We start from the raw sequence: 26,283 nt of genomic DNA, 5'->3' as shown, positions 1-26,283 counted from the left end.
GCTGACGCCGCACTGCAGCATGGCTTTCTTACGACGAAAATCTATACTGCTTACACGACTATTAAAAGAAGCAGGAGGGCCACCATGGCCGCTCACACGACCATTGCAATGATTGCGTTCGTTGCCATCAGCGTGTTGTTTATCGTCGGATTGCTGGTGACAATGCATCGGCACCATCGCTATCAACCCAACCTGATTGGTGCGCTGATCGGGGCCTTGCTGTGCTTCATCCTGCTGGAGACGCTGCCGGTACTGATGTAACGGCCGGATGAACGATCGCCTGGCGCAAGAAGTCGCCGATGCTCGGATAACGCAGCGCGTAACGCATTTCGTCTCGCAACCGGGTGTTCTGCAGACGTCGCGATTCGCGCATGAACGAGAGCATCATCGGCTCGAGTTGCGCCTCCGCCTGCTCGCGCGAAACGCGGGGAACGCGCGGCAAGCCGAACGCATCGGCAACCAGGTCGAAATAATCCCCCATGCGCAAGTCGCTGTCGTCCGATGCATGCACCACGCGCTGCGGCCGCGCTCGCCGGATCGCGAGCACGAGAATGGCGGCGAGATCGTCGGCGTGGATATGGTTGGTGTAGACATCATCGGCCGGCGCAAGCGCCGGCGTCCTCTTGTGCAGTCGTGCCAGGGGCAAACGGTTGCCGGCGTAGATCCCGGGAATCCGCACAATCGATGCACTCAGCACGCCGCGCCGCGTAGCGCCCCGCAATTGCGTTTCCGCCGATACACGTCGTTTCGCGCGTGCGTTGTCCGGCCTGACCGGGCGCGTCTCATCGATACACGCCCCGCCACAATCGCCGTAAACCCCCGACGTGCTCGCATAAATCAGGCGGATCCGCGCCCGGCGCGCGGCGGCGCCCGAAACCCGGTCGGGTACAATAGACGCTCTTTTTATGGCTTTGGCGTGCGCGTTGCCGCCCATTCTGACGGTCGCAGGCATAGCGCTTTTGAAGGTCGCACGAAACCATCCGCGCCATGCCCGCTGACGGGCCACGGCGCTGGTCGCCTCGCGCGCAACGGAGCGTCGCGGCGCACTCAACGCGGCAATCAGCGCGCGGGTCCTGCTGTCGTCGTCGCCGGTTTTCTGCGGTGGCGCGAGATGCAGCACCGTGGATGCAAGACCGGCCAGCCGTCGCAGGCTGCGGCGCTCGTCCAGGTTGGCAATCAACGGTGTTGTGCCTGCGGCGCGCAATTCGGCTGCGCGCGCGGGTTGACTTGAAAGTGCGATCACGCGAGGCGCGGCGGCACGGTGGGCGAGAAGCGGCACGCAACGCAGGCCGACATCGCCGCAACCGGCAATCAGCACGCGCGCGCGGCGTAGTTTTCGAGTGGCTATCATGCTGTCGATTGTAGCCGCGACAGCTTTTGCATTTGTTTCATCCAACTCATCCAGGATCTATGGCTTTCAACGTAACGCTCCGGCAAAGCGGCCGGCAGTTTCAGGTAGAACCCGACGAAGCGGTGCTGCTCGCCGCCCTGCGTCAGGGCATAGGACTTCCCTACGGCTGCAAGAACGGAGCCTGTGGTTCATGCAAGGGCACGGTTGTGTCCGGCGAAGTCGAGCAGGCGCCGCATTCGTCGTCGGCGTTGTCCAACGACGAGAAAACCCGCGGCATGGCCCTGCTTTGCTGCGCGACGCCCAAGGGCGACCTGACGATCGACATACGCGAAGTGGCAGGCGTAGGCGACATTCAGGTCAAGAAGCTGCCTTGCCGGGTGAACGCGCTGGAACGCAAGGCGGCCGACGTCATTGAACTGAAGCTGCAATTGCCGGCCAACGAACGGCTGCAATACCTGGCTGGCCAGTACATCGAATTCATTTTGAAGGACGGCAAGCGCCGCAGCTATTCGATGGCGAGCCCGCCGCACCACGAAGGCCCGATCGAGTTGCACGTTCGCCACATGCCTGGCGGCACCTTCACGGACCACGTGTTCGGCACCATGAAAGAGCGCGACATTCTGCGCTTCGAAGGCCCGCTCGGCACATTCTTCCTGCGTGAAGATTCAGAGAAGCCCATTGTGCTGCTCGCTTCCGGCACGGGCTTCGCGCCCATCAAGGCAATCATTGAACATGCTGTGTTCAAGAACCTGAACCGGCCCATGACGCTCTATTGGGGCGGCCGCCGCAAGCAGGACCTGTACATGATGGACATGGCCGAACAGTGGGCGAAAGATGTACCGAACTTCTCGTTCGTGCCGGTGCTCTCGGAACCCGATGAAAGCGATGCGTGGACCGGGCGTACGGGCTTTGTTCATCGTGCTGTCATCGAAGATCTGCCAGACTTGAGCGGCTATCAGGTGTACGCGTGCGGCGCGCCGGTGATGGTGGAATCGGCGCAACGCGATTTCACGAGTCATCACCGTTTGCCGGAGGACGAGTTCTACGCCGATTCGTTCACCAGCGCGGCGGATCTGGCCAATCCGGTTTAGGCGCACCAAAGCCTGCGAGTGTGGCGGCTCGACAAAAAATCGGGCCGACATGGTTTACACGCAGGAACTTCGTAACGTATTCTTCGCGAATGCTCAAAATTTACGCCACTCTTCGACGTCGCTCGCCGCTCCCATAGGGATGCCGCTGGCTCGTCACGGATTGGCGCTTGAGTTTTCGAACCAGCGCACATTTCGCCACCATGAAGCCACGGAATTCCGTGGCTTTTTGCATTGTTGGTTCGGTTTTTTATCTCGCCACTTTTTTTACTTGCTGTTTTCGTGGAGCCCGCCGTCATGAATTTCCAAGAGTACCCCGTCGAATCGCTGATGTTTATCACGAACCGTCCTGAGATCGTGTTCACCCACGGCAAGGGTTCCTGGCTCTACGACAACAACGAGAAGCGATACCTCGACTTCATCCAGGGCTGGGCGGTGAATAGTCTGGGTCATTGCAACGACGGCATGATCGAAGCCATGGACAAACAGGCTCGCACGCTGATCAACCCGTCGCCCGCGTTCTACAACGCGCCGATGGCCCAGCTCGCCGCCTTGCTGACCGCCAACAGCTGCTTCGACAAAGTGTTCTTTGCCAACAGCGGTGCCGAAGCCAACGAAGGCGCGATCAAGCTTGCGCGCAAGTGGGGCAAGAAGTTCAAGGGCGGCGCGTACGAGATCATCACGTTCGATCACAGCTTCCACGGCCGGACTTTGGCGACCATGTCGGCCAGCGGCAAGCCGGGCTGGGACACCCTCTATGCACCGCAGGTGCCGGGTTTTCCGAAGGCCGACCTGAACGACATCGCATCGGTGGAAAAGCTCATCACCGATAAAACCGTTGGCGTGATGCTCGAGCCTATCCAGGGCGAAGGCGGCGTGATTCCGGCCACGCGCGAGTTCATGCAGGCTTTGCGCGCGCTGACGGAGAAACATGGGTTGCTGTTGATCGTCGATGAAGTGCAAAGCGGTTGCGGTCGCGCCGGCACCTTGTTCGCGTATGAATTGTCGGGCGTGGAGCCGGACATCATGACGCTCGGCAAGGGCATTGGCGGCGGCGTGCCGCTGGCCGCGCTGCTTTCGACCAAGGAAGTGGCGTGCTTCGAACCCGGTGACCAGGGCGGCACGTACAACGGCAATCCGCTGATGACGGCGGCGGGTTTTTCGGTGATTTCGCAACTGACGGCGCCGGGTTTTCTCGAAGGCGTGCGGGAACGCGGCGAGTATCTGAAGGCGCAGTTGTTGCAGCTTTCGGAAGAGCGCGGTTTTAACGGCGAACGCGGCGAAGGTTTGCTGCGCGCGTTGCTGCTCAATAACGACAACGGTCCAAAGATTGTCGAAATGGCGCGCGACATGGGACCGGATGGTTTGCTTCTGAACGCAGCGCGGCCGAACCTGCTGCGCTTCATGCCGGCGCTGAACGTGACGAAGGACGAGATCGACCAGATGATGTCGATGCTGCGGTCCGTGCTGGACGCGCTTTGATTATCCGGGTCTTCGATGAGCGCGACACGCAGGCCGTGCTCGCGCTCTGGGCACAAGCGTTTCCCGAATACGCCACGCCTGGCAAACCGCAGCGGGACCCGCGTTTATCGATTCGAAACAAGCTCGCCATGCAGCCGGAGTTCTTCTTCGTCGGCATGCTGGAAGAGCGTCTGATCGGCACGGTGATGGCGGGTTACGACGGACATCGCGGATGGATGTATTCGCTCGCGGTCGCCGAGGATCAACGCGGTAATGGTTATGCCCGTGCGCTGGTTGAACATGCGGAACGCGCGCTTGCCGCCATCGGATGTCCGAAGCTGAATTTGCAGATCATGGCGAACAAGCCTGAAACCCAGGCGTTTTACGCGAAGCTCGGTTATCAGAGGGATGAAGTGATCAGCCTCGGTAAGCGGCTTTGAACTTTTGATCGCGCATTAAAAAAAGCCGCATGCCCTTCTTCAAAGGCATGCGGCTTCTTCATTCAACAATGCCGATTATTCACCCAAGTAAGCAGCCCGGACCTTCGGATCATCCAGCATGGTCTTTGCATCACCCGACATGGTGACCAGACCCGAATCCATCACGTACCCACGATTCGCCGCCTGCAACGCCAGCCGGGCGTTCTGCTCGACCAGCAGCACCGTCAGCCCTTCGCCCGAAATCTCACGCACCACCTCGAAGATCTTCTCGACCATGATCGGCGAGAGACCCATCGACGGTTCGTCGAGGAGCAACAGCTTCGGCCGCGACAACAAAGCCCGCGCCATGGCCAGCATCTGCTGTTCACCACCCGACAACGTGCCCGCATACTGCGACGCCCGCTCTTTCAGCCGCGGAAAGAAGCCGAACATGCGGTCGGTGTCCTTGTCGATTTCGTCCTTGTCGTTACGCAAATACGCGCCCATCTGCATGTTTTCAAGAATCGACATGCGCGCAAAAATGCCCCGCCCTTCCGGCACCATCGCGAGGCCGCGCTTGAGCAATTCATGCGACGGCACACCCTTGATCGACTGGCCCATGTATTCGATATCGCCAGCCGAATACGCCTTCAGACCCGTGATGGCTTTCATCGTGGTCGTCTTGCCCGCGCCGTTCGCGCCGATCAGCGTCACGAGTTCGCCCTGGCCGACTTCCAGGTCCACGCCCTTGACGGCGTGAATACCACCGTAGCTGACCTGCAGGCCCTTGATCTTCAACATTGCGCCGTTCGCGCCATTCATCGTAGCCATCAGTGAACCCCTGCCCCGAGATAAGCCTCGATCACCTTCGGATCCTTCTGCACGTCGTGCGGCAGACCCTCGGCGATCACCTTGCCGTAATCGAGCACCGTCATCCGGTTGCACAATCCCATCACCAGTTTCACATCGTGTTCGATCAAGAGGATCGTGCGGCCGTCGCTGCGAATCTTGTCGAGCAGGCGCGTGAGCTCGACCTTCTCGGTCGCGTTCATGCCGGCGGCGGGTTCATCGAGTGCGAGCAACTTCGGATCGGTGGCCAGCGCACGCGCAATTTCCAGCCGGCGCTGGTGCCCGTACGACAGGTTGCGCGACGTGTAATCCGCGTATTGCAACACGCCCACATACTCCAGCAGCTCCAGCGCGCGCTCCTTGATTTCCTTCTCTTCACGACGCTCCGACGGCGTCTGCAACACCGCGCCGATCAGGCCGTGCTTCGTTCGCACGTGGCGTCCGACCATCACGTTCTCGAGCGCCGTCATGCCGCCGAACAGGCGAATGTTCTGGAAGGTACGCGCAATGCCCGCCTTCGCCACCTGATGCACGGCGGTCGGCGTGTACGGCGTGCCATCGAGGACGAACGAACCCGAATCCGGCGTGTACAAGCCCGTGATCACGTTGAAGAACGTGGTCTTGCCTGCTCCGTTCGGGCCGATCAGGCCGTAGATTTCGCCTTCCCTGATTTCCAGGCCAACTTCGGCCAGTGCCTGCAAGCCGCCGAAGCGCTTGTTCACGCCCTTCACGGACAGTCGAATGGGTTTTTCGCTCATTGTTTTTTCTCCGCTGCTCGAGGCTTAGGCACGCACCGGCTTCTTGCCAGCGCGCTTCGCAATCTTCGCGATCTTGTCTTCGTGTTTCGGAGACGGCCACAGGCCTTCCGAGCGATACAGCATGATCAGCACCATCGCGAGACCGTAGAGCAACTGGCGGATGACTTCGGTGTCCACGATCTGATGACCGAAGATGAAGTTCTGCAGCGGACCCATAGTCGAGCGCAGGAATTCGGGGAACACGGCGAGCAGCACCGCGCCCAGGATCACGCCTGGAATGTGGCCCATGCCGCCCAGCACCACGCAGGCCAGCACCACGATGGATTCCCAGAACGTGAACGATTCCGGCGAGACGAATCCCTGGAACGTACCGAACATCGCGCCCGACAAACCACCGAATGACGCACCCATCGCGAAGGCCAGCAGCTTCACGTTACGGGTATTGATGCCCATCGCCTTGGCGGCGATTTCGTCTTCGCGGATCGCGGCCCACGCGCGGCCAATACGCGAATGCTGCAAGCGTACGCACACGAAGATCACGAACAGCGAACACAGCACGAACAGGTAGTAATAGTTGTAAACCGAGGGGAAGTTGAACCCGAACAACGAATGGGACTTCGATAAATCGAAGCCGAACAGCGACACCGGATCAACGCCCGTAATCCCCTTCGGCCCGTTCGTGATGTTGATCGGACGATCCAGGTTGTTCATGAAGATCCGGACGATTTCCCCGAAGCCCAACGTCACGATAGCGAGGTAATCGCCGCGCAGACGCAGCGTCGGTGCACCGAGCAACACGCCGAAGGTGGCCGCCAGCGCCATCGCGCACGGCACGATGATCCAGAACGGCGTATGCAGGCCATTGGGGAACAGGTGCGCGATCCACTCGAACTGCGTGGTCAGTTGCGGCGAGGACAGCAACGCAGCCACGTATGCGCCCACCGCGTAAAACGCGATGTAGCCCAAGTCCAGCAGGCCGGCAAAACCCACCACCACGTTCAGGCCAAGCGCCAACATCACGTACAGCATCGCGAAGTCGAGCACGCGGACCCAGTAATTGCCGCCGGCCGCGCCGATCAACATGGGCGCGAGGATCACGAGCGCGGTAACCAGCACCGTGACGGCGTAATTCTTCGCCGTTTTTCTTTCAGGGATGAGCGTGGTCGACGGCTCGATCGGTTGAATTGAAGTCATGCTTGGTCTCCCTGTTTAAGCGCGATCTGCGACACGTTCGCCGAGCAGGCCGGACGGACGGAACACCAGCACGACGATCAGCACGATGAACGCGAACACGTCCTGGTAGTTACTGCCGAACACACCGCCCGTCAAATTGCCGATATACCCGGCACCCAGTTGTTCGATCAGGCCGAGCAGCACGCCGCCCACCATCGCGCCGCCCAGGTTGCCGATCCCCCCCAGCACCGCCGCCGTGAATGCCTTCAACCCAGGGATGAAGCCCATGTAGAAGTGCGCGTTGCCGTATTCGGAGGCGATCATCACACCGGCGAGCGCAGCAAGCGCAGAGCCGATCATGAAGGTCGCGGAGATCACGAAATTAGGGTTGACCCCCATCAGGCTCGCGACGCCCGGATTCTCGGCAATGGCGCGCATCGCGCGGCCGAGTTTCGTCTTGTGCACGAGCAGCAGCAAGCCGCCCATCACGAGGAACGCCACCACGATAATCACGATTTCCGTCATCGAAATGACCGCGCCCGGACGATCGGCGGTGGCCGTAATCACGTTGATCGGATCGGTCGGCAGCAGTTGCGGGAAGGCCAGCGGATTGCGGCCCCAGATCATCATGGCCAGCGTCTGGAGAAGAATCGATACGCCGATAGCCGTAATCAGCGGCGCAAGACGCGGCGCCCGACGCAAGGGCCGGTAAGCCACGCGTTCGATGGTGTAGCCGACCAGCGCGCAGACGACCGCGGCAACCAGTAGCGCGATGACCAGCACCAACGCTAACGGCATGCCCGGGAAGTGGTTCTGCATGACGCCGATGGCGGACAGCGCGACCATGGCGCCGACCATCAGCACGTCCCCGTGAGCGAAGTTGATGATGCCGAGAATCCCGTACACCATCGTGTAACCCAACGCGATGATGGCGTAGACGCTGCCAAGCACCAGCCCGTTGATAATCTGCTGGATGAAGATATCCATTGAAGGCTCCTTAGCCCGTGCGACTAGATTTACGCTTTATCGCTGGCCGATAAACCGAAGGGAAGAAAAAAACGCAACCGCACCGCGCGTACTTGAAAAAAAACTCTAAAACGTCTGAAAGTGACTACGAATCGAGGGGCTGCTCAACCAGGTGTGCATTCGCCGCGCGGCGCCGCAACACACGGTTACGGCGTGATGACGTCAATGACGTTCTTCTTGTTATCCTTGAAATCGATTAGCGTAATTGCGCCGCCGCCTTTCAAATCACCTTTGTCATCGAATGCAATGTGTCCTGTCAGGCCATTGAAATCCGTCGATGCAATCGCGGCAAGCACCTTTGGCGCTTCAATCGAATTAGCCCGCTTCATGGCGTCGACAATCACATATACGGCGTCATAGGTGAACGGTGCGTAGCTCTGGACCGGCAGATGGAAACGGGCTTCATAGCGCTGCGCGAAATCCCCGCCCTTGTCCAGCTTCGACACGTCCACGCCAAGTTCCGAGCACACCACGTTCGGCGCTGCGTTGGCCGCGAGCGTGGCCATGTCGGCGGAACACATGCCGTCACCGCCAAGAATCTTCGCCTTGATGCCTAAAGCTGCAGCCTGTTTGGCAAACGGTCCACCGGTCACGTCCATGCCGCCGAACATCACCGCGTCGGGCTGGACGTGCTTGATCTTGTTCAAGATCGCCTTGAAATCGCGCGCTTTTTCGCTCGTCACTTCGTGCCCCGTGATGCGGCCGCCGCCTGCGACCACAGCCTTGGCAAACTCGTTCGCGAGACCCCGGCCGTAGAGCGTGGCGTCATCGACGACCACGATTTTTCGCGCGTGCAGCGTCTTGAGCGCATAAGTCGCCAGCACCGGCCCCTGGCGCGCGTCCGTCGGCACCACACGGAACGTCGTTTTGTACCCTTGCTGCGTGAACGCGGGGTTGGTCGTCGCACCCGAGATCTGCGCCACATCCGCGTCGCTATAGATCTTCGATGCCGGAATCGACACGCCCGAATTCAAATGTCCGACCACCGCCACCACGTGGTCAGCCACCAATTGCTGCGCCGCTGCAATGCCCTTCTTGGGATCGGCTGCGTCGTCCTGCGTGTCCAGTTCGAGATGAATCGCGTGACCGTCGATAGTCAGTCCCTGAGCACTGATTTCCTCGATGGCCAGCCTTGCGCCGTTTTCGTTGTCCTGCCCAAGATGGGCCAGCGGTCCGCTAAGCGGCGCGACGTGGCCGATCCTGACGATAGTCGCGGTGCTGGCCGGCACGGGCGCGGAGGCCGCAGCCACCGATGCGGATGCCGCCACGGCCGGCGCACTTCCCCCCACACTCGCCGAGGCTTCCGGCACCGCCGACGCCCCCGCAGCTTGCTCGTTGTCACTTTTTTTGCTGCACGCCGTTGCCATCGCAACTGCAGCCGCGATGGTCACGACAAAGCCAAACTTAATTCGCATTCAATCGGTCTCCGGCGCCCTGAGAAGCTGATGTTTCCAGCCCATCCGGCTTGGAACGCGCGCATTGTAACTCGGTTTTTGAGACGTGCAATATTGTTCAGCGACAGGGGTTTTCCTCCATTGCAACCCTCTCTTTGGCCTCTGGCGGAGGTCTCGGAGCAACCCGGTTGCGCCCCGCCCCGGTGCGCAAGTTGCACCATTGACTGGCATCGTGGGTAAACACCAATGCGTTGCATTGCTTTGGCGGCCATGCGAATTCGCGAAAACGCACTTTCATGGTGCGAGTGCAAAATCAGCCGGTCAATCCGGGCGTTCTCGTAGCGACCCGGGTGCCGTGCTCGCGGGTGCGGCGTTTGGGCGCGACATTTTTTAAGGCGCACAAATAAAAAGCCGCGCCAACACGGGTTGGAGCGGCCTCTCAATACAATTTCGACTTCGCCTCTAAGCCTCTAATTCAGGAACGAAGGACGACGCTTCGCAGATGGCGCATCACCCCGGCAGCGTCAACCCGCGCGGCAGCGGAAACGAAACCGTCTCCTCGATCCCTTCCAGCGGGCGCACGTTTCGCACCCCCAGTTCCCGCAACCGCGCGATCACAGCTTGCGCCAGCACTTCCGGCGCCGACGCGCCCGCCGTCACGCCGATGCGCTTTTTGCCTTCCACCCATTTCGGGTCGATTTGCGTGGGTGAATCCACCATATAGGCGGGGATTCCGCGCTTTTCAGCGACTTCACGCAGCCGGCTTGAATTCGAGCTGTTCGGGCTGCCGACCACGATCACCACATCGCATTGAGGCGCGAGAAACTTCACCGCGTCCTGACGATTCTGCGTGGCGTAGCAAATATCCTGCTTCTTCGGCTCTTTTACCGACGGGTATTTCAACTTCAATGCCCCGATGATCGCGGAGGCGTCATCCACTGACAGCGTGGTTTGCGTCACGTACGCAATCCGGTCGGGATCGGCAAGCGTGAGCGCTTCCACGTCCTCGATATCCTCCACCAGATGCATGCCCTCACCGCTCTGTCCCATCGTACCTTCCACTTCGGGGTGTCCCTTGTGGCCGATCATCACGATATCGAAGCCCTCCTGACGCATCTTCGCGACTTCCATATGCACCTTGGTCACCAGCGGGCAGGTAGCGTCGAACACGCGCAAGCCCCGGGTTTCCGCCTCCGAGCGCACCGCTTTCGACACGCCGTGCGCGCTGAAAATCAGCGTGCTGCCTTCAGGCGCATCCGCCAGATCTTCGATGAACACCGCGCCTTTCTTGCGCAGATCCTCGACGACATAGGCGTTGTGCACGATCTCGTGGCGTACGTAAATAGGCGCGCCAAACAGCGCGATGGCCCGCTCCACGATTTCGATTGCGCGATCGACGCCGGCGCAAAAGCCGCGCGGCTGGGCGAGAAGAATTTCGACATCGAGAAGGGTGTCAGTGGAGCTCATGGCTACAGAATTCCGATGATTTTCACTTCGAACGCCAGCGCCTGGCCGGCAAGCGGATGATTGAAATCGAACAGCGCGGAGGTCTCGCCGACCTCCTTGAGGACGCCCGCGTAACGGCCACCGCCCGGCGCATTGAATTCGACGAGGTCGCCGGGAGAAAAATTCTCGCCGATCATCGCGTTCTCACGCAACGTGGCTAACGACACCCATTGCAGCATTTCCGGATTGCGCGGACCGAACCCCTGGCCAGGCATCAGCCGAAAGGTCGAGTGGTGGCCCACCTTCAGACCCAGCAGAATGTCTTCGAGCGGCGGCGCAAGATGACCGGCGCCTAATAACAGCGTGGCGGGCTTGTCGGCAAACGTGCTGACAATGTCCGCTCCATCCTCAAGCGCAAGCCGGTAATGAAGCGTGACATGCGAACCGGGTTTCACCTCGGAAATATCAATGATGCTCATGTTTGATCGTGGTAGCCGTAAAAGCCGTAATTACCTTCTCAGCCGGTCCCGCCGTCCGATAAAAGGCCGGGCGTCCAAACGGGACGCAGTCGTGGCGAAAGCTTGGCCGGCACCCGGGCACCGCGCCGCAGGAGCTGAAGCATCCGTTGGGCAAACCACTGAACGGGCGCTCGGGGAAGTGCCAAACCTACATTGTAAGCCACAGTACGACAGCCCCGCCTCGATCCGACCAATGCTCCAGCGTGATAGCGGACGGGCCGGCCAGTCGCCGCTTCCGACGCTATTTTCAATCTCGATTTCAACCTTGGTTCTGACGTTCTTTCCGCGATTGCACGCGGGCAGGAGCGTGACATGAACGCCCGGCTCGAGTTGGTGCAAAACAACGCGCCCTATTCTGCCGCCGACCTGCTCGCCGCGGAGCCTCCCGCACATATCGAGCCTGCCGTCATGCGCATGCTCGACTGGCCTGCGCGCGATCGTCCGCGCGAACGCCTGTTAAAACTGGGCGCTCAGACGTTATCGGACGCTGAGTTGCTTGCATTGTTCCTGAATACGGGCCGCCCTGGCATGACGTCCGTTGACGTGGCGCGCGACCTCCTGGTCCGGTTCGAATCAATTAGAGGCGTGCTGAGCACGACTGCGACGGAATTACGCAGGTTCGGCGGCATCGGCCCGGCGAAGGCGGCGCTGCTGCTTGCTGTCTCGGAGCTGTGCCAGCGTTCGCTCGCGGAAAAAACCCGCGACCGGCCCTTGCTGGACGCCCCGCAGGCAGTGGAAGACTATTTGAAGTGGCTGATCGGCACGCGGCCCAACGAAGTGTTCGTCACCCTTTTTCTCGACATCAGACATTGCCTGATCACCGTGGACGAGTCGGCGAAGGGGTCGATCTCTCGTGTTGCCGTTTATCCTCGCGAAATCGTGCGGCGGGCGCTCACATTAAATGCGGCCAGCCTGATCGTCGCGCATAATCACCCCTCCGGCGGCGTCGAGCCGAGCGCAAACGACCGCAGGCTGACGCGCGTGCTGCAGGACTCGCTCGCGCTGATCGACGTCCGGCTGCTGGATCATCTGGTGGTGACCTCGAACGAGGTTTTCTCGTTTTCGCGACAGGGATGGATTCCGGCATGAGTTGCAGCCGAAGTGACAGCCGAACGCTGATTTCACTGATTTAATAGCCCGCTGGCCGCAAAAGGCGGCAAAACCAAGCCTGAATGAGGCATTGCGGGCGGAAAACCGCACGAAACCTGCCCCGGACCAGATGGGCGGATACCTCGTCCGGTACCAAAAAGAGTTGATTTTGCTGGTTTTTTGCGGTTAGAATCTCGGTTTGCTTCTTTCAACCAACCTGTTCCGAGCGTACGCGGTCATCATTTCGGGCAAACCTCTCGGTAGCCCGAAGCGGTCCCAAATGTATCTGGCGTTCGAACTCAGAATTAAAGCGTATTAGGAGTGCTCTCATGGCACGTGTATGCCAAGTAACCGGGAAGGGGCCGATGAGCGGCAACAACGTTTCCCATGCGAACAACCGCACCAAGCGTCGTTTCCTGCCCAATCTGCAAAATCGCCGCTTCTTCGTTGAAAGCGAAAACCGCTGGGTTCGTCTGCGTCTCTCGAACGCCGGCCTTCGTCTGATCGACAAAAACGGCATCGACTCCGTGCTCGCAGATTTGCGCGCACGTGGCGAAGTCTAAGGAGCAGGAACATGGCCAAGGGCGCACGCGACAAGATCAAGCTGGAATCGACCGCAGGAACGGGTCACTTCTACACGACCACGAAGAACAAGCGCAACATGCCGGAAAAGATGGCGATCAAGAAGTTTGATCCCGTTGTCCGCAAGCACGTTGAATACAAAGAAACCAAGATCAAATAAGATCCGGTCTCTTTCGCTGCAGCATCACAAAAAGCCTCGCTCACGCGAGGCTTTTTGCTTTGGTGCCGGCATCCTTCCTGTCCGGCCGAACTCGTGCGCTCTGTTCGCCCTACTGGCCGAACGGCCAAGTGGCCGCGTAGCGTGGCACGCGTTATCCTTACCGACCAGGCTTTCTACATGCCACCGGCGTGAATCCCGAAAGTCGCAGCGGATAAAATTGACGGAGACAGGGCGGGATGAATTTCGACGTGGCAATTATCGGCAGCGGGCTAGCGGGCCTGAGCGTGGCGCTGAATCTGGCGGACACCCGGCGCGTGGCCATCCTCGCCAAGCGCAGCGTAAGCGAAGGCGCCAGCGACTGGGCCCAGGGCGGTATCGCGGCCGTGCTCGACTCAGCCGACAGTATCGACAACCACGTTCGCGACACGTTGATCGCCGGTGGTGGCTTGTGCGATGAGGCCGCTACCCGATTCATCGTGGAAAACGGGCGGGCGGCCATCGAATGGCTGATCAGCGAAGGCGTGCCGTTCACGAAGGATCTGTCCGCCGAACTCGGCTTTCATCTGACGCGTGAAGGCGGTCATAGTCATCGGCGAATCATTCATGCAGCCGATGCAACCGGTCACGCCGTGGTCACCACGCTCAACGAGCGCGTGCGCAATCATCCGAACATCACGGTCCTGGAAGATCATCACGCCATCGACCTGATCACGTCCGAGCGGCTCGGGTTGCCCGGGCATCGCTGTCATGGACTTTATGCGCTCGATCTTGCGAGCGGACGTACCGTCACCATCGAGGCGCCGCATACCGTGCTCGCGACCGGGGGCGCAGGCAAGGTGTATCTGTACACCACGAATCCGGATACCGCGACCGGCGATGGCATTGCGATGGCGTGGCGCGCCGGCTGCCGGGTATCGAACATGGAGTTCATCCAGTTCCATCCGACTTGCCTGTTCCATCCGTATGCGAAGTCCTTCCTGATTTCGGAAGCGGTACGCGGCGAAGGCGGCATCCTGCGCCTGCCCGACGGCACGCGGTTCATGCCCGCCCACGACGAACGCGCTGAACTTGCACCGCGCGATATCGTCGCCCGGGCGATCGACTTCGAGATCAAGAAGCGCGGTATTGACTGCGTGTATCTCGACATCAGCCATCAGCCGGAAGCGTTCCTTCAGGAGCACTTCCCCACCATCCTTGCGCGCTGCCGCGAGTTCGGTATCGATATCACGAAACAGCCTATTCCCGTGGTGCCGGCCGCGCATTACACGTGCGGAGGCGTGGTGACGGATCTGGCCGGCCGCACGGATCGCGCCGGCCTTTATGCCGTGGGTGAGACCTCGTGCACGGGGCTTCACGGTGCGAACCGGCTGGCAAGCAACTCTCTGCTCGAATGCCTGGTGGTCGGGCGCGCGGCGGCGCAAGCCATGGAAAAGGACGGCTTCGCGGCGAGCGGCCATGCCCCCCTGCCTGCCTGGGATGAAAGCCGCGTCTCCGATCCGGACGAGGAAGTCGTGGTCGCGCACAACTGGGACGAGTTGCGGCGGCTGATGTGGAATTACGTGGGCATTGTGCGTACCGATAAACGGCTTGCACGCGCCCAGCATCGGATAGCGCTGCTGCGTGACGAGATCCACGAGTACTACGCGAACTTCAAGGTGAGCCGCGACCTGCTTGAATTGCGGAATCTTGTTGATGTCGCGTCGCTGATTGTGGAAAGCGCATGCTCACGGCGCGAGAGCCGCGGTTTGCACTTCAGCCGCGACTGGCCGGAGACCTTGCCGAAGGCGCTGCCGACTGTATTGACGCCGCCGGCTGTGAGACGCAGGGGAATTTGAACGAAAGGAATCGCGGATTGCACTGCGATAGCGGATATGCAGCAACAGCCCGTTAGCTAAAAGCGAAAAAGCGAAAAAGCCATTCCAACACGAATTGGAATGGCTTTTTCGTTTCTGCCTGGGAGCAATGGGCAGCGGGCGATTTGAACCGCGCCTGGTTACGTCGAACGTACCGCATCCAGCGCGCACTGCACCAGATCCCGCATCAACGGCGCGACCCGTGCGGCGCGGGCTTCGTCATAGGCGTACGGCCGTGTCTCTTCCATATAAGTCACCTGCGACAACTCAAGCTGCACCGCGTGAATGCCGTCCTGCGGCGCTCCGTAGTGCCGCGTGATGTAACCGCCCTTGAAGCGGCCGTTAGCCACAGCCGTGTAAGCACCCTGCCCGACCACCATCGCTTCGAGCTTTTCCGCGAGACCCGCAACCGCGCTTTCCCCGGCCGCCGTGCCGAAGTTGAAGTCAGTAAGCTTGCCGTCGAAGAAACGCGGCACATGTGAGCGAATGGAATGTGCTTCCCACAGCAATGCTTTGTCATGCGCGGCTTTTAAGCGCGCCAGTTCCTCGGTCAGCGCATCGTGATACGGCCGCCAATACTTCTCGCGACGCTCGGCGATCTGCGCATCCGAAGGCGCAGCGCCTGCGGGATACAGCGCCTCGCTGTTGAACGTATCGACGGGACACAGGCCGGTCGTATCGCGTCCCGGATAGAGATTCGCGCCATCCGGCGGACGGTTCAAGTCAATCACGTAACGCGAATTCGCGGGCACGAGGATCGACGCGCCCATCTCCACTGCGAACGCGTAGAGACGTTCGAGATGCCAGTCGGTGTCATCGACTTCGCGGGCGATCGGCGTCATGGACGCAGCTATGTCGGCGGGAATCTGCGTGCCGGCATGGGGAATCGAAATCAGCAGCGGCGCAGTGCCGCGCTTCAACGTAAAAACTTGATCCGTCACAGGCGTGTCCTTTATTTGAGCAATCCGGCCAGCGTGTTTCGATACTGCCCGAACGCCTCTCCTTCATCGCGATGCCGCCGCGCCTCCACCACGCGCTTCCCGCCAACGCTCACATCCAGCACCGGCGTCTCGCCGTGTTCGCAAAACACCACGCCCGATAACCACGCGTCCGGTGCATGCCCGGCAATCGCCGGATGATCTGGATCGAGCACGATGAAATCCGCCCGGCGCCCCGCTTCCAGCGCGCCGACCGCACGGCCGGTGGCGCTGGCGCCGCCTCGGCCTGCGGCGTCGAAGAGACGATCGGCGACGTGCGCCTGTTCGTTCGATGCCAGCACGTTGCGCTCGCGTCGTGTCAGCCGTTGTCCGTATTCAAGCAAGCGCAACTCTGAGCGCCAGTCGACGGCGATATGGCTGTCCGAGCCGAGTCCAAACCGTCCACCGTCGTTCAGGTACGCATGCGTGGGGAAAATGCCATCGCCGAGATTGGCTTCGGTTGTCAGGCACAGGCCCGCGACGGCGCCACTTGCGGCCATTGCGCGGACTTCGTCTTCGTCGACATGCGTGGCGTGCACGAGGCACCAGCGTTCGTTCACGTCGAAGTTATCGAGCAGCCAGCGCACGGGCCGCGCCTTCAGCGTCTCAAGGCTGGCATCGACTTCAGCCGTCTGCTCGGCTACGTGAATGTGCACCGGCGCGCCTGGAAAAGCGCTGTCGAGTCCGCTGAGCAAACGGCCCAGCGATTCCTTCGATACAGCACGCAGCGAATGCGGCGCGACGCCGTATCGGAGGTTGCCATTTTCGGGCTGCGTCGAGCGCAATGAAACGAGGGCATCGAGCAGGCTTTCCGGCGTGTGGATAAACCGCGCCTGACCGGGCGTAGGCTCGCGCTCGCCAAAACCGCTGTATTGATAAAGCACGGGCAACATCGTCATGCCGATGCCGGTTTGTGCTGCGGCATCGACCACGCGAGCGGCCATTTCAGCGGGATTCGCGTACGGATTGCCGTCTGGCGCGTGATGCACGTAGTGAAACTCGCAGACCGACGTGTAGCCCGCCTTCAGCATCTCGATATAAAGCCAGCGCGCAATGTCGCCAATGCTGTCCGGGGAAATGCGCGCGGCAAACCGGTACATCAGGTCGCGCCAGCTCCAGAAGCTGTCAGCAGGATTCGCGCGATATTCGGTGAGCCCCGCCATCGCGCGCTGGAACGCATGCGAGTGAAGATTCGGCATGCCGGCGAGCACCGGGCCTTTGGCTTTATCCACGCCAGCCGGTTGCGTGCTGTCCGGCGTAACGGCGACCAAGGTACCGTGATCGTCCCATTGCAGCAGCACGTCGCGATGCCATCCGTCCTGCAAACGCGCGTGTTCGGCAAACAAGCTATTTCGATTCATGTGGAATCCTACTTAATTCCGCTTATTTTCGTTTATCCACGGTCACCGCCCCGTGGCGCACGACCAGCGCGCAACGATCAAGGCCGGTCCAGTACGCCAATTCCGCCAGCGTTTCGATATCCCACGCAACAAAATCCGCCTTCGCGCCAACGGTGATCTCACCGTTCACATCGGCGTGACCGAGCGCTTTTGCGCCGTGACGCGTCACGCCCGCGAGCACTTCCGCCACCGATAAACGGAACAACGTGCTGCCCATGTTGAGCATCAGCAGCAGCGACGTACTCGGCGATGTGCCCGGATTACTGTCGGTGGCGAGCGCTATCGGCACGCCGTGACGACGCAAAAGCTCGATCGGCGGCAACTGTTTTTCGCGGATGAAATAGAACGCGCCCGGCAACAGCACGGCGACGGTGCCGGCTTCGCGCATCGCGATTGCGCCGGCTTCGTCGAGGAATTCGAGGTGATCGGCGGATAACGCGTGATGCTTCGCCGCGAGCGCCGCGCCGCCCATCAGCGACAACTGCTCGGCGTGCATTTTCACGGGCAGATTCAGTTTCGATGCCGCGTCAAACACGCGCTCCGCTTGCTCAAGCGTGAACGCAATGCGCTCGCAGAACACATCGACGGCATCGACCAGGCCTTCCGCCGCGAGCGTCGGCAGCATCTCGTTGCAGACATGGGCGATGTAGTCATCGGCGCGGCCGGCGTACTCCGGCGGCAACGCGTGCGCGCCAAGGAACGTCGTGGAAATGGTCACCGGCCGCGCCGCCGCGAGCCGCCGCGCGACGCGCAGCATCTTGCGTTCGGTCGGAAGGTCCAGCCCGTAACCCGATTTGATTTCAAGCGCGGTCACGCCTTCGGCGAGCAACGCGTCCAGCCGACGCAGCGACTGCGCGAACAATTCGTCCTCGCTCGCGGCGCGCGTGTTGCGCACCGTCGAGACAATACCGCCACCGCGTTTCGCGATGTCTTCGTAGCTCGCCCCTTCAAGCCGCATCGCGAATTCTTCTGCGCGGTTTCCGGCGTAGACGAGATGCGTGTGGCAATCGACGAGACCCGGCGTCACGATCCGCCCTTTTAGATCGTGGCTTACAGCACCGGCAAACGCGGACGGTAATTCAGCCTCGGCGCCGAACCATTCGATACGCCCGTCGCGCACGACAATCGCCGCGTTTTCGAGTACATCTGCCGGATCCGCACGCGCTGCAAGACGTGCATTGCGCCAGATCTGCACGCTGTTATTGGTCATGTCAGCGATCCTTCGAAACAATACGAGCGTCGATGAGAACCGCTCCTTCCGAAACCGGTTCGACGTTTAAAGAAGCCTGTTCGCCGGCCTCAAAAACAAGCGCATCGCCTTGAGACAAACGCTCGCCATTGACCGCAAATTCGCCGAGCGCGCAGACCAGCACAACGCTGCCTTGCGCCACGCTCAACGCTGCAGCATCACGCCGCACCGTCACACTTCCCGACACGCGATCCCGCCTCAACATCAGGTTGAAATCGCGCGTTGGACCGTGCGGCAATTCTGCCGTTATCTTTGTTTCACCCGCGAACGCGAACGAATCCCAGAGAGCGAGAACATGCCGCGGGCCGTCTGCATCGGTAAGCACCATCTCCGTGCCCTCGATCAACGTCAGCACGCGATCAATGCCCTCGAACACCGAGAACGCCCCGGCCTCCGATACATCCGCGATGCTCACGCGCCAGTCGAAGGCATCGAAGGCCGCACCTGGCGGCGACGCGGCGATCTCGCGCGTCGCACCGCCTCCGTTTTTCCACGGCACGGCCTTCAAATCGGCCGCGCGAATAATGCTGAAGGCCAGTGCCATGATCAGGTCGTGATGAACGGCAGATCGAGGCCGAAGCTCTTCGCGCATTCAATGGCTTGCTCGTAACCGGCATCGCCATGACGCATCACGCCCGACGCGCAGTCGTTCACCAGCACGCGCGCGAGACGCTTCTGTGCTGCGTCGGTGCCATCGGCAACGATCACCATGCCAGCATGTTGCGAGTAACCCATGCCAACGCCGCCACCATGATGCAAGCTGACCCACGTCGCGCCGCCTGCTGTGTTCAACAGTGCGTTGAGCAGCGGCCAGTCCGAGACGGCGTCCGTGCCGTCCTTCATGCTTTCCGTCTCACGATTCGGGCTGGCAACCGAACCCGTATCCAGATGATCCCGGCCGATCACGATAGGCGCTTTCAACTCGCCGCTCTTGACCATTTCATTGAACGCGAGGCCGGCGACATGACGCTCGCCCAGGCCCAGCCAGCAAATCCGCGCCGGCAAACCCTGGAACGCGATGCGGTCGCGCGCCATATCGAGCCAGCGGTTCATGCCTGCGTTATGCGGGAACAGTTCTTTCAACTTGGCGTCGGTCTTGTAGATGTCTTCCGGATCGCCTGACAACGCGACCCAGCGGAACGGCCCCTTGCCTTCGCAAAACAACGGGCGGATATACGCCGGAACGAAGCCAGGAAAATCGAACGCGTTCTTGACGCCGTCGTCGAAAGCGACCTGACGCAGGTTATTGCCGTAATCGACGGCGTGAATGCCCATCGCGTGGAAATCGAGCATCGCCTGGACGTGCTGGGCGCACGAACGTTGCGCGGCGGCCTTTAGCTCAGCGTGCTGGGACGGGTCGAGCGACGCCGCGCGCCACTTCTCCAGGCTCCAGCCAGCCGGCAGATAACCGTTGATCAGATCGTGCGACGAGGTTTGATCGGTGACCAGATCCGGCTTGATGCCACCCGCCTTGGCGCGGCGCACGAGTTCCGGCAGCACTTCGGCTGCGTTGCCCAGCAACGCGATCGACACAGCGTCGCCGGCGGCCGTGTGCTGCTTGACCAGTTCAAGCGCGTGATCGATGTCCTTCGCTTGTTTGTCGACGTAACGCGTACGCAGACGGAAATCGATACGCGTCTGGTCGCACTCGATATTCAGCGATACCGCTCCCGCCAGCGTCGCCGCCAGCGGCTGCGCGCCGCCCATGCCTCCTAGCCCCGCGGTCAGGATCCAGCGGCCCTTCCAGTCGCCGTTAAAGTGCTGCCGCGCGGCTTCGACGAAGGTTTCGTACGTTCCCTGAACGATTCCCTGACTGCCGATGTAGATCCAGCTTCCGGCCGTCATCTGGCCGTACATGAAGAGACCCTTGCGGTCGAGTTCGTTGAAGTGTTCCCACGTCGCCCATTTCGGCACGAGGTTGGAGTTCGCGATCAACACGCGCGGTGCGTCGGCATGCGTCTTGAACACGCCAACCGGTTTGCCGGACTGAACCAGCAGCGACTCATCGCCTTCCAGGCGTTGCAGCGTTTCGAGGATTTTGTCGAGACATTCCCAGTTGCGGGCAGCGCGGCCTATACCGCCATAGACCACCAGCTTGTCGGGGTTCTCGGCGACCTCCGGATCGAGGTTGTTCAGCAGCATCCGATACGGCGCTTCGGTGAGCCAGCTCTTGCACGTAAGCTCGGTGCCGCGCGGTGCGCGCAGGGGACGCGGGTTGTGGTTTTTCATCAAAGCACTCCTCGGACGGGATGGTGAACATTCGGTATCTTGCAGCCAATTCCTCGGGGCGTTTCAGCCAGCAATGGAGCTTGGTCGGCGAGTTGTATATACAAGTCTGAATTAAAACAAATCAGAGCGCAAGCGGTGGGCAGAGGGATTCGGCTAGGGGTTTACTTGAACGACGCTGACAGCCCGGTATAAACCGCGCGACCAACGCCGATCCCGCGTAAAAACGGCAGAATCGGCGGCAACGGAGCGTGCGCGGTCTGTCTATACAAGGCCCTGATAATTAAAACTCGGGGTTTGCGTCGTGGACGAACGCCCAGGCTGCGGCGATATCGCCCGCCAATGGCCGGTCGTCCCGGTATCGCGAAATAACTGCACGGACGCTCCTATAGATAGCGTCGGTTTTAGGCGCACGTGGCAAGTCAGCGGGTTGCAGGTCATACGCCTGAGTCGCCGCCAGCAGCTCGATAGCCAATATGCGCTCGGCATTCGCGATGATTTCCAAAGCCTTCAATGCAGCCGGCGTCGCGTGACACAGGTGATCCTCCTGCAAGCCGGAAGTAATCCCCCCATCCAGACTCGCAGGCATTGCAAGCCGCCGGTTGTGCGCAACCAGTGAAGCCGCCGTGTACTGCGCGATCATGAAACCGGAACACGTGCCGCCGCTATCGGCGAGAAAAGCGGGCAAGCCGCTCACCAGCGGATTCACCAGCCGGTCGATGCGGCGCTCAGCCATCGCGGCGACCTCGGCCACCGCGGTACTCAGGCTATCCATCGCCAGGCCAATCGACGCGCCCACCGCATGCGCCTGCGAAAACACCCGCGGCGACGCGAGCGTGCCGGCGACGACGGGGTTATCGGTGACAGAAGCCAGTTCGCGATTCACCACTTCCGCCGTCGTCGCGAACACGTCGCGCGCCGCGCCGTGCACGTGGGGAATCGTCCGCAAGCTCAAGGGGTCCTGCGTCTTGCGTCCGAACGACGCCGCGATAATGCCGCTGTCAGCAAGAAGCGCCCGCAGGTGGGCGCCTACCAAAGACAATCCCGGCGATATGCGCAGCGCAAGCGAATCGGCATCGAAGGCCGCCGCTTGACCACGCAGGTTCTCAAAAGACATCGCCGAAATGGTGTCGGCCCACTCGAGCAGCCGCTCAGTGCGCGCCAGCGCCAGCGAGGCAAGCCCGGTCACACAAGGCGTGCCGTTGACCACGCTCAAGCCCTCCTTCGCCTCAAGCACGAGCGGTTCGTGCGCCAGCCGTTGCAACGCGCCGGCGGCGCTCATACGGCCGGTGTCATCGCGGACAAACCCTTCGCCGATGAGCACCAGCGCAATATGCGCCATATGGCTCAGATATCCGACCGAGCCGAATGCCGGCACTTCGGGCGTCAACCCGCTGTCGAGCAACGTGACGAGCAGTTCCACGAGTTCGAGGCGCACGCCGGAATGCCCATGCGCGAAGTTGTTCACCGCAGCCGCGATGATCGCGCGAGTCTCCTCACCCCGCAGCGGCTCCCCCACACCGACCGCGTGACTCATCAGGATATTGCGCGACAACGCGCGCTGTTCCGACGGCGACACCACCACGTCGCACAGCGCGCCCACGCCGGTGTTCACGCCATACGCGCGAATCCGGCGTTCGACGATCTGCTCGACCAGCGAGCGCGCATGGTCGATCCGCGAGCGCGCCCCCGGCGACAAAACCAGCTTCGCGCCATTCGCAATCTGGGCAATGCCACGCCAGTCAAGCGGCTTGTCGATACACACGGAAGACACCGCCGCCGCCGAGCGCTCGTTGCCGCAACCATCACTCAAGTCCGCGCCGATGACGATAGGATCAATCGATGGCGTCGGTAAAAAGGAACTTGCCAACACGTCAACCTCGCTCTATTTTAGTTAGCAGTACGTGAATGATGACTCGATACGAACTGCTGGAACCGTTCCGAGCAGCGGCCGTTGAACAGGTCGTCGGGCGCGCCTTGGGCATCGACTTGTCCCTGGTGCAGGAACATCACGCGATTCGATACATGCCGCGCAAAGCCCATCTCATGCGTGACGACCAGCATGGTCCGGCCTTCCTCGGCGAGCGCGCGCATCACGCGCAATACTTCGCCGACCAGTTCCGGATCGAGCGCGGATGTGGGTTCATCGAAGAGCATGACCTTGGGGTGCATGGCCAAAGCCCGTGCAATGGCTACGCGCTGTTGCTGGCCGCCCGACAGATGCGCGGGGTAGGCATCGCGCTTTTCGTAGAGGCCGACCTTCGTCAGCAACTGCTCCGCCTCTTCAACGGCTTCCGCACGCGTGCGTTTCTGCACGCGCAACGGCCCTTCAATCACGTTCTGCATTACCGTCATGTGCGACCAGAGGTTGAAACTCTGGAACACCATGCCGAGCTGCGAACGAATCCGGTCGACCTGCTTGCGGTTGCCCGGCTGCAGGCGGCCATCGCGGCCACGCTTCATTTCGATCGCTTCGCCCGCGAGTCTCACTTCACCGTCGTCGGGCGTTTCCAGCATGTTGATACAGCGCAGGAAAGTGCTTTTGCCGGACCCGCTCGCGCCGAGGATGGAGATCACATCGCCTTCGTGCGCGTCGAGGGAAATGCCCTTGAGCACGTGCGCGTCGCCAAATGACTTGTGGATGTTGGTCGCGGACAGCGCAATGGAGGTGCTTACGTTCATGAGGTTTTCTCCCTTGGATTCAGGAATCGATGTGTTGGCTGTCGGGGACGGTCACCGCTTTGAGCGTGGCCTGTGAACGCTGCTTCTTCGGCGCCGTAGCGTTGCGATCGCGCAGGTGCGGCGAGAGCTTCTTTTCGAGCATGCCCAGCGCCCGCACGATGATGAAATTCAGCACGAGATAGATAGCGGCCGCGCAGATAAAAACCTCCATCGTCCGGTAGGTGCGCTGGATGATCTGCTGCGCAACGCCCGTCACGTCCCAGACCGTGACAAGACTGGCCAGCGCCGTCGACTTGACGAGCAATACGGCTTCGGTCGAGTAGGCCGGCAACGCGTAACGCAGCGTGATCGGCGCGATGATCCGGCGCAACACGGTCCAGCGCGACATGCCGCACGCGAGCGCCGCTTCAATCTGCCCGTGCGGTACCGACTGCAAACCGCCGCGAATAATCTCGGCGGTATATCCAGCCGTGCACAACGCGAGCGAGACGATCGCACACACATACGGTACACGCAGCAACGGCCAGAGGAAGCTCTCGCGCACAGCCGGGAACTGACCCAGGCCGTAATACACGAGGAACATCTGGATCAGTAGCGGCGAGCCGCGGAACACCAGGATATAGCCCCGCGCAAAACGGTTGAGCGCCCAGTTCGGGCTCACCCGCATCGCAACAATCACAAGAGAAAGCATCCCACCCACGATCAGCGAGGCGAAGAACAACCCGAGCGTGGTGGGGACAGCGGCTAATAGTTTGGAGAACGTATCGCCGAGAAATTCGAAATCGATATTCATGGTCGGATTCGCTTGGGAGTTCGTATGGGTGGCTCAGTGGCGCGCGAGCGTGCCGCGAAATGATCGGCCGATACGTGCTTCGGCGCGGTCGAAGACGCGGTTCGACAGGCTAGTGAGGACCAGGTACAACGCCCCGCCGACCATATAAAACGTGAAGTATTGATGCGTCGATCCGGCGGCGACCTGGCTCGTACGCATCAGTTCGGCGAGTCCCGTCACGGCGATCAACGCTGAGTCCTTGAGGCTCAATTGCCAGACGTTGCCGATACCCGGCAACGCAAAACGGATGACTTGCGGAATCAGCACGCGCCGCCATAACGTTGCCGTCGGCATGCCGATGGCCCGCGCTGCCTCGATCTCGCCACGCGATACCGCCAGCACGGCCGAGCGATACACCTCAGCTTGATACGATCCGGAAATCAGGCCAATGGCAAGTGCACCGACCATGAAAGGCGGCACGCCGATGAACCCATCGGCGCCGAAAAAATGTCCGACGGCGGTCATCACCGACGAGCCGCCGAAGTAGAAGAGATAGATGATCAGCAGCTCGGGGATGCCGCGAAAGAGCGTGGTGTAGGCATCGCCGAGAATTCTCAGCGTGCGGCTGCGAGACAGTTTTGCGGCGGCGACCATCGCGCCGAAAACTGCGCCTACGGCGAGCGCGGCGATCGTCAGCACCACGGTCATGAGCAGCGCGAGCAGCAAGGTGCTGCCCCACCCTTGCTCGCCGAAACCGAGTAGTTGAACCAGACTCATCTTTTATCTCCAACGGTGACACATCGTCGAGCGCGCCGGGTTACAAAGGCGCGCTCGCCAGGGCTTCGTGAATCAACAGCGCCTCAAGGCGTGGCGTCGACCTTCAGCCACTTCAGCGAGAGGCGCTTGACCGTGCCGTCTGCGAGTGCCGCCTGGATGCCCTGGTCGAATTTGGCCTTCAGATCCTTGTCGGATTGACGGAATGCCAGCGCTTCGCCGGGACCCCAAACCGTTCCGGCGATCTTCGGGCCGGTGAACGCGAGACCCTTGTTTTCCGGCTTGGTGAATGCCGACGCCCAGTAGGTGCTGTCGTCGAAAGCCACGTCGATGCGGCCGGCTACCAGATCGAGGTCATGCTCCGGCGCGGTCTTGTATTCGCGAATGGTCGCGACGTCCTTGAAGTTCGTATCGATGAACTTGGTGTAGACCGTACCCGACTGGATGCCGATGGTCTTGCCCTTCAGCGCGACGCGCAGTGCATCGACGGTGGCTTTGTCGTGCGCGGCGTCACCGGTCAGCTTGACGGTCTGGCCTGCACCGGGTTGCTTCGCGAGCGCGGACGGGCTTTGATCGGCGGACACGAAAGCGGCGGGCGTCGATGCGTACGGCGTGGAGAAAGCGATGATTTTCTCGCGTTCCGGCGTGACCGAAATGGCGTCCATGAGCACGTCGAACTTGCCTGCCTGCAGGCCGGCGATCATGCCGTCCCAGTCTTGCGTGACCAAGTTGCACTGGATCTTGATGCGGGCGCAGACGTTCTCGATCAGTTCCGGCTCAAAGCCGCCGAGCTTGCCGCCGGGAAGCGTCAGGTTCCACGGTTCGTACGCGCCTTCAGTGGCGATCGTGACGGATTTCCAGTCTTTTGCCTGGGCGCTGGCAGCGCCGAGAGCGATTACACCAACGGCCACCGATGCAGCCAGCCGGGCGAGCAATTTCGTTTTGCCTGTCATTGTTAAGCCACTCTTCCACGAAGGTTGTTGGATCAAGTGGCGAACGCCAACTTGTATATACAAGCATGGAGTGAACAAAAAGG

Annotated in this window: 26 protein-coding genes; 8 read left to right on the top strand and 18 right to left on the bottom strand. The window is 61.0% G+C overall.

Annotated elements, in window-relative coordinates:
• Positions 1–84: 84 nt before the first annotated feature.
• The gene (locus ACSQ8V_RS03725; protein WP_436204930.1) at positions 85–261 is read left to right on the top strand and encodes a hypothetical protein; all 177 of its coding nucleotides are present in this window, start codon (positions 85–87) and stop codon (positions 259–261) included.
• On the opposite strand, the gene ACSQ8V_RS03720 is transcribed toward ACSQ8V_RS03725, so the two are convergent.
• The gene (locus ACSQ8V_RS03720) at positions 227–1,351 is read right to left on the bottom strand and encodes an NAD-dependent epimerase/dehydratase family protein (protein ID WP_436204929.1); all 1,125 of its coding nucleotides are present in this window, start codon (positions 1,349–1,351) and stop codon (positions 227–229) included. The genes ACSQ8V_RS03725 and ACSQ8V_RS03720 overlap by 35 nt on opposite strands.
• Before the next feature lie 59 nt (positions 1,352–1,410).
• On the opposite strand from ACSQ8V_RS03720, the gene ACSQ8V_RS03715 reads away from it, so the two are divergent.
• The 3 genes from ACSQ8V_RS03715 (at position 1,411) to ACSQ8V_RS03705 (ending at position 4,340) form a co-directional block, all read left to right on the top strand.
• Positions 1,411–2,442, top strand: a complete 1,032-nt coding sequence (locus ACSQ8V_RS03715; protein WP_213762370.1) for a CDP-6-deoxy-delta-3,4-glucoseen reductase — start codon at positions 1,411–1,413, stop codon at positions 2,440–2,442.
• A gap of 294 nt (positions 2,443–2,736) precedes the next feature.
• A complete protein-coding gene (locus ACSQ8V_RS03710) occupies positions 2,737–3,921 on the top strand; it encodes an acetylornithine transaminase (RefSeq protein WP_436204928.1) in 1,185 nt (394 codons plus the stop codon).
• A complete protein-coding gene (locus ACSQ8V_RS03705; protein ID WP_213762368.1) occupies positions 3,918–4,340 on the top strand; it encodes a GNAT family acetyltransferase in 423 nt (140 codons plus the stop codon). The genes ACSQ8V_RS03710 and ACSQ8V_RS03705 overlap by 4 nt, the downstream gene beginning before the upstream one ends.
• A 75-nt stretch (positions 4,341–4,415) precedes the next feature.
• On the opposite strand, the gene ACSQ8V_RS03700 is transcribed toward ACSQ8V_RS03705, so the two are convergent.
• The 7 genes from ACSQ8V_RS03700 to ACSQ8V_RS03670 all read right to left on the bottom strand — a co-directional run bounded on the left by ACSQ8V_RS03700 (position 4,416) and on the right by ACSQ8V_RS03670 (position 11,444).
• Positions 4,416–5,120 carry an ABC transporter ATP-binding protein gene (locus tag ACSQ8V_RS03700; RefSeq protein ID WP_089163536.1) on the bottom strand — a complete coding sequence of 235 codons (705 nt, stop codon included), beginning with the start codon at positions 5,118–5,120 and terminating at the stop codon, positions 4,416–4,418.
• A 29-nt stretch (positions 5,121–5,149) separates the two neighbouring features.
• Positions 5,150–5,926 carry an ABC transporter ATP-binding protein gene (locus tag ACSQ8V_RS03695; RefSeq protein WP_436180927.1) on the bottom strand — a complete coding sequence of 259 codons (777 nt, stop codon included), beginning with the start codon at positions 5,924–5,926 and terminating at the stop codon, positions 5,150–5,152.
• A gap of 24 nt (positions 5,927–5,950) precedes the next feature.
• Positions 5,951–7,120: an ABC transporter permease subunit gene (locus ACSQ8V_RS03690; protein ID WP_213762366.1), complete on the bottom strand. Its 1,170-nt coding sequence runs from the start codon at positions 7,118–7,120 to the stop codon at positions 5,951–5,953.
• Between the two features lie 15 nt (positions 7,121–7,135).
• Complete coding sequence (locus ACSQ8V_RS03685) at positions 7,136–8,086, bottom strand: branched-chain amino acid ABC transporter permease (RefSeq protein WP_213762365.1); 951 nt, start codon at positions 8,084–8,086, stop codon at positions 7,136–7,138.
• 185 nt (positions 8,087–8,271) lie between these two features.
• On the bottom strand, positions 8,272–9,540 hold the full coding sequence (locus tag ACSQ8V_RS03680) for a branched-chain amino acid ABC transporter substrate-binding protein (RefSeq protein WP_436204927.1): 1,269 nt from the start codon (positions 9,538–9,540) through the stop codon (positions 8,272–8,274).
• Between the two features lie 489 nt (positions 9,541–10,029).
• Positions 10,030–10,986 carry a 4-hydroxy-3-methylbut-2-enyl diphosphate reductase gene (ispH, locus tag ACSQ8V_RS03675; protein WP_089163464.1) on the bottom strand — a complete coding sequence of 319 codons (957 nt, stop codon included), beginning with the start codon at positions 10,984–10,986 and terminating at the stop codon, positions 10,030–10,032.
• A 2-nt stretch (positions 10,987–10,988) separates the two neighbouring features.
• On the bottom strand, positions 10,989–11,444 hold the full coding sequence (locus ACSQ8V_RS03670; RefSeq protein ID WP_213762363.1) for an FKBP-type peptidyl-prolyl cis-trans isomerase: 456 nt from the start codon (positions 11,442–11,444) through the stop codon (positions 10,989–10,991).
• 351 nt (positions 11,445–11,795) lie between these two features.
• Here ACSQ8V_RS03670 and radC point away from each other — a divergent pair, with 351 nt between their 5' ends.
• The 4 genes from radC (at position 11,796) to nadB (ending at position 15,149) form a co-directional block, all read left to right on the top strand.
• On the top strand, positions 11,796–12,572 hold the full coding sequence (gene radC, locus ACSQ8V_RS03665) for a RadC family protein (RefSeq protein ID WP_436204926.1): 777 nt from the start codon (positions 11,796–11,798) through the stop codon (positions 12,570–12,572).
• A gap of 329 nt (positions 12,573–12,901) precedes the next feature.
• A complete protein-coding gene (gene rpmB / locus ACSQ8V_RS03660) occupies positions 12,902–13,135 on the top strand; it encodes a 50S ribosomal protein L28 (protein ID WP_031359861.1) in 234 nt (77 codons plus the stop codon).
• An 11-nt stretch (positions 13,136–13,146) separates the two neighbouring features.
• Positions 13,147–13,314, top strand: a complete 168-nt coding sequence (rpmG, locus tag ACSQ8V_RS03655; protein WP_006478046.1) for a 50S ribosomal protein L33 — start codon at positions 13,147–13,149, stop codon at positions 13,312–13,314.
• A gap of 236 nt (positions 13,315–13,550) precedes the next feature.
• Positions 13,551–15,149 (top strand): L-aspartate oxidase, encoded by a 1,599-nt coding sequence (gene nadB, locus ACSQ8V_RS03650; RefSeq protein WP_436204925.1) that lies wholly within the window; start codon positions 13,551–13,553, stop codon positions 15,147–15,149.
• Positions 15,150–15,307: 158 nt separating this feature from the next.
• On the opposite strand, the gene hutG is transcribed toward nadB, so the two are convergent.
• From hutG to ACSQ8V_RS03600, 10 genes are all read right to left on the bottom strand, one after another.
• Positions 15,308–16,108 carry an N-formylglutamate deformylase gene (gene hutG / locus ACSQ8V_RS03645; RefSeq protein WP_436204924.1) on the bottom strand — a complete coding sequence of 267 codons (801 nt, stop codon included), beginning with the start codon at positions 16,106–16,108 and terminating at the stop codon, positions 15,308–15,310.
• An 11-nt stretch (positions 16,109–16,119) separates the two neighbouring features.
• Positions 16,120–17,505 carry a formimidoylglutamate deiminase gene (locus tag ACSQ8V_RS03640; RefSeq protein ID WP_436204923.1) on the bottom strand — a complete coding sequence of 462 codons (1,386 nt, stop codon included), beginning with the start codon at positions 17,503–17,505 and terminating at the stop codon, positions 16,120–16,122.
• Between the two features lie 22 nt (positions 17,506–17,527).
• On the bottom strand, positions 17,528–18,754 hold the full coding sequence (hutI, locus tag ACSQ8V_RS03635; RefSeq protein ID WP_436204922.1) for an imidazolonepropionase: 1,227 nt from the start codon (positions 18,752–18,754) through the stop codon (positions 17,528–17,530).
• Between the two features lies 1 nt (position 18,755).
• Complete coding sequence (locus ACSQ8V_RS03630) at positions 18,756–19,337, bottom strand: HutD/Ves family protein (protein ID WP_436204921.1); 582 nt, start codon at positions 19,335–19,337, stop codon at positions 18,756–18,758.
• Between the two features lie 2 nt (positions 19,338–19,339).
• Positions 19,340–21,022 (bottom strand): urocanate hydratase, encoded by a 1,683-nt coding sequence (hutU, locus tag ACSQ8V_RS03625; RefSeq protein ID WP_436180919.1) that lies wholly within the window; start codon positions 21,020–21,022, stop codon positions 19,340–19,342.
• Positions 21,023–21,302: 280 nt separating this feature from the next.
• Positions 21,303–22,793 (bottom strand): HAL/PAL/TAL family ammonia-lyase, encoded by a 1,491-nt coding sequence (locus ACSQ8V_RS03620; RefSeq protein ID WP_436206583.1) that lies wholly within the window; start codon positions 22,791–22,793, stop codon positions 21,303–21,305.
• A gap of 116 nt (positions 22,794–22,909) precedes the next feature.
• The gene (locus tag ACSQ8V_RS03615) at positions 22,910–23,701 is read right to left on the bottom strand and encodes an ABC transporter ATP-binding protein (RefSeq protein ID WP_436204920.1); all 792 of its coding nucleotides are present in this window, start codon (positions 23,699–23,701) and stop codon (positions 22,910–22,912) included.
• Between the two features lie 19 nt (positions 23,702–23,720).
• On the bottom strand, positions 23,721–24,494 hold the full coding sequence (locus tag ACSQ8V_RS03610) for an ABC transporter permease (protein ID WP_436204919.1): 774 nt from the start codon (positions 24,492–24,494) through the stop codon (positions 23,721–23,723).
• A gap of 33 nt (positions 24,495–24,527) precedes the next feature.
• Positions 24,528–25,250, bottom strand: a complete 723-nt coding sequence (locus ACSQ8V_RS03605) for an ABC transporter permease (RefSeq protein WP_213762353.1) — start codon at positions 25,248–25,250, stop codon at positions 24,528–24,530.
• Between the two features lie 83 nt (positions 25,251–25,333).
• A complete protein-coding gene (locus tag ACSQ8V_RS03600) occupies positions 25,334–26,200 on the bottom strand; it encodes a transporter substrate-binding domain-containing protein (protein WP_436204918.1) in 867 nt (288 codons plus the stop codon).
• Positions 26,201–26,283 lie beyond the last annotated feature (83 nt).

This window comes from Caballeronia sp. LjRoot31, from assembly GCF_964253885.1.
Taxonomy (GTDB): Bacteria; Pseudomonadota; Gammaproteobacteria; order Burkholderiales; family Burkholderiaceae; genus Caballeronia.
Note: the sequence above shows the minus strand (reverse complement) of the source record. Positions and strands in the feature narration are given on the sequence as shown.

What these genes read in the sequence shown, in the direction of transcription:
- ACSQ8V_RS03725 (WP_436204930.1), top strand. Translation starts at nt 85, where the DNA reads ATGGCCGCTCACACGACCATTGCAATGATTGCGTTCGTTGCCATCAGC.
- ACSQ8V_RS03720 (WP_436204929.1), bottom strand. Translation starts at nt 1,351, where the DNA reads ATGATAGCCACTCGAAAACTACGCCGCGCGCGCGTGCTGATTGCCGGT.
- ACSQ8V_RS03715 (WP_213762370.1), top strand. Translation starts at nt 1,411, where the DNA reads ATGGCTTTCAACGTAACGCTCCGGCAAAGCGGCCGGCAGTTTCAGGTA.
- ACSQ8V_RS03710 (WP_436204928.1), top strand. Translation starts at nt 2,737, where the DNA reads ATGAATTTCCAAGAGTACCCCGTCGAATCGCTGATGTTTATCACGAAC.
- ACSQ8V_RS03700 (WP_089163536.1), bottom strand. Translation starts at nt 5,120, where the DNA reads ATGTTGAAGATCAAGGGCCTGCAGGTCAGCTACGGTGGTATTCACGCC.
- ACSQ8V_RS03695 (WP_436180927.1), bottom strand. Translation starts at nt 5,926, where the DNA reads ATGAGCGAAAAACCCATTCGACTGTCCGTGAAGGGCGTGAACAAGCGC.
- ACSQ8V_RS03690 (WP_213762366.1), bottom strand. Translation starts at nt 7,120, where the DNA reads ATGACTTCAATTCAACCGATCGAGCCGTCGACCACGCTCATCCCTGAA.
- ACSQ8V_RS03685 (WP_213762365.1), bottom strand. Translation starts at nt 8,086, where the DNA reads ATGGATATCTTCATCCAGCAGATTATCAACGGGCTGGTGCTTGGCAGC.
- ACSQ8V_RS03680 (WP_436204927.1), bottom strand. Translation starts at nt 9,540, where the DNA reads ATGCGAATTAAGTTTGGCTTTGTCGTGACCATCGCGGCTGCAGTTGCG.
- ispH (WP_089163464.1), bottom strand. Translation starts at nt 10,986, where the DNA reads ATGAGCTCCACTGACACCCTTCTCGATGTCGAAATTCTTCTCGCCCAG.
- ACSQ8V_RS03670 (WP_213762363.1), bottom strand. Translation starts at nt 11,444, where the DNA reads ATGAGCATCATTGATATTTCCGAGGTGAAACCCGGTTCGCATGTCACG.
- radC (WP_436204926.1), top strand. Translation starts at nt 11,796, where the DNA reads ATGAACGCCCGGCTCGAGTTGGTGCAAAACAACGCGCCCTATTCTGCC.
- rpmB (WP_031359861.1), top strand. Translation starts at nt 12,902, where the DNA reads ATGGCACGTGTATGCCAAGTAACCGGGAAGGGGCCGATGAGCGGCAAC.
- rpmG (WP_006478046.1), top strand. Translation starts at nt 13,147, where the DNA reads ATGGCCAAGGGCGCACGCGACAAGATCAAGCTGGAATCGACCGCAGGA.
- nadB (WP_436204925.1), top strand. Translation starts at nt 13,551, where the DNA reads ATGAATTTCGACGTGGCAATTATCGGCAGCGGGCTAGCGGGCCTGAGC.
- ACSQ8V_RS03640 (WP_436204923.1), bottom strand. Translation starts at nt 17,505, where the DNA reads ATGAATCGAAATAGCTTGTTTGCCGAACACGCGCGTTTGCAGGACGGA.
- hutI (WP_436204922.1), bottom strand. Translation starts at nt 18,754, where the DNA reads ATGACCAATAACAGCGTGCAGATCTGGCGCAATGCACGTCTTGCAGCG.
- ACSQ8V_RS03630 (WP_436204921.1), bottom strand. Translation starts at nt 19,337, where the DNA reads ATGGCACTGGCCTTCAGCATTATTCGCGCGGCCGATTTGAAGGCCGTG.
- hutU (WP_436180919.1), bottom strand. Translation starts at nt 21,022, where the DNA reads ATGAAAAACCACAACCCGCGTCCCCTGCGCGCACCGCGCGGCACCGAG.
- ACSQ8V_RS03615 (WP_436204920.1), bottom strand. Translation starts at nt 23,701, where the DNA reads ATGAACGTAAGCACCTCCATTGCGCTGTCCGCGACCAACATCCACAAG.
- ACSQ8V_RS03610 (WP_436204919.1), bottom strand. Translation starts at nt 24,494, where the DNA reads ATGAATATCGATTTCGAATTTCTCGGCGATACGTTCTCCAAACTATTA.
- ACSQ8V_RS03605 (WP_213762353.1), bottom strand. Translation starts at nt 25,250, where the DNA reads ATGAGTCTGGTTCAACTACTCGGTTTCGGCGAGCAAGGGTGGGGCAGC.
- ACSQ8V_RS03600 (WP_436204918.1), bottom strand. Translation starts at nt 26,200, where the DNA reads ATGACAGGCAAAACGAAATTGCTCGCCCGGCTGGCTGCATCGGTGGCC.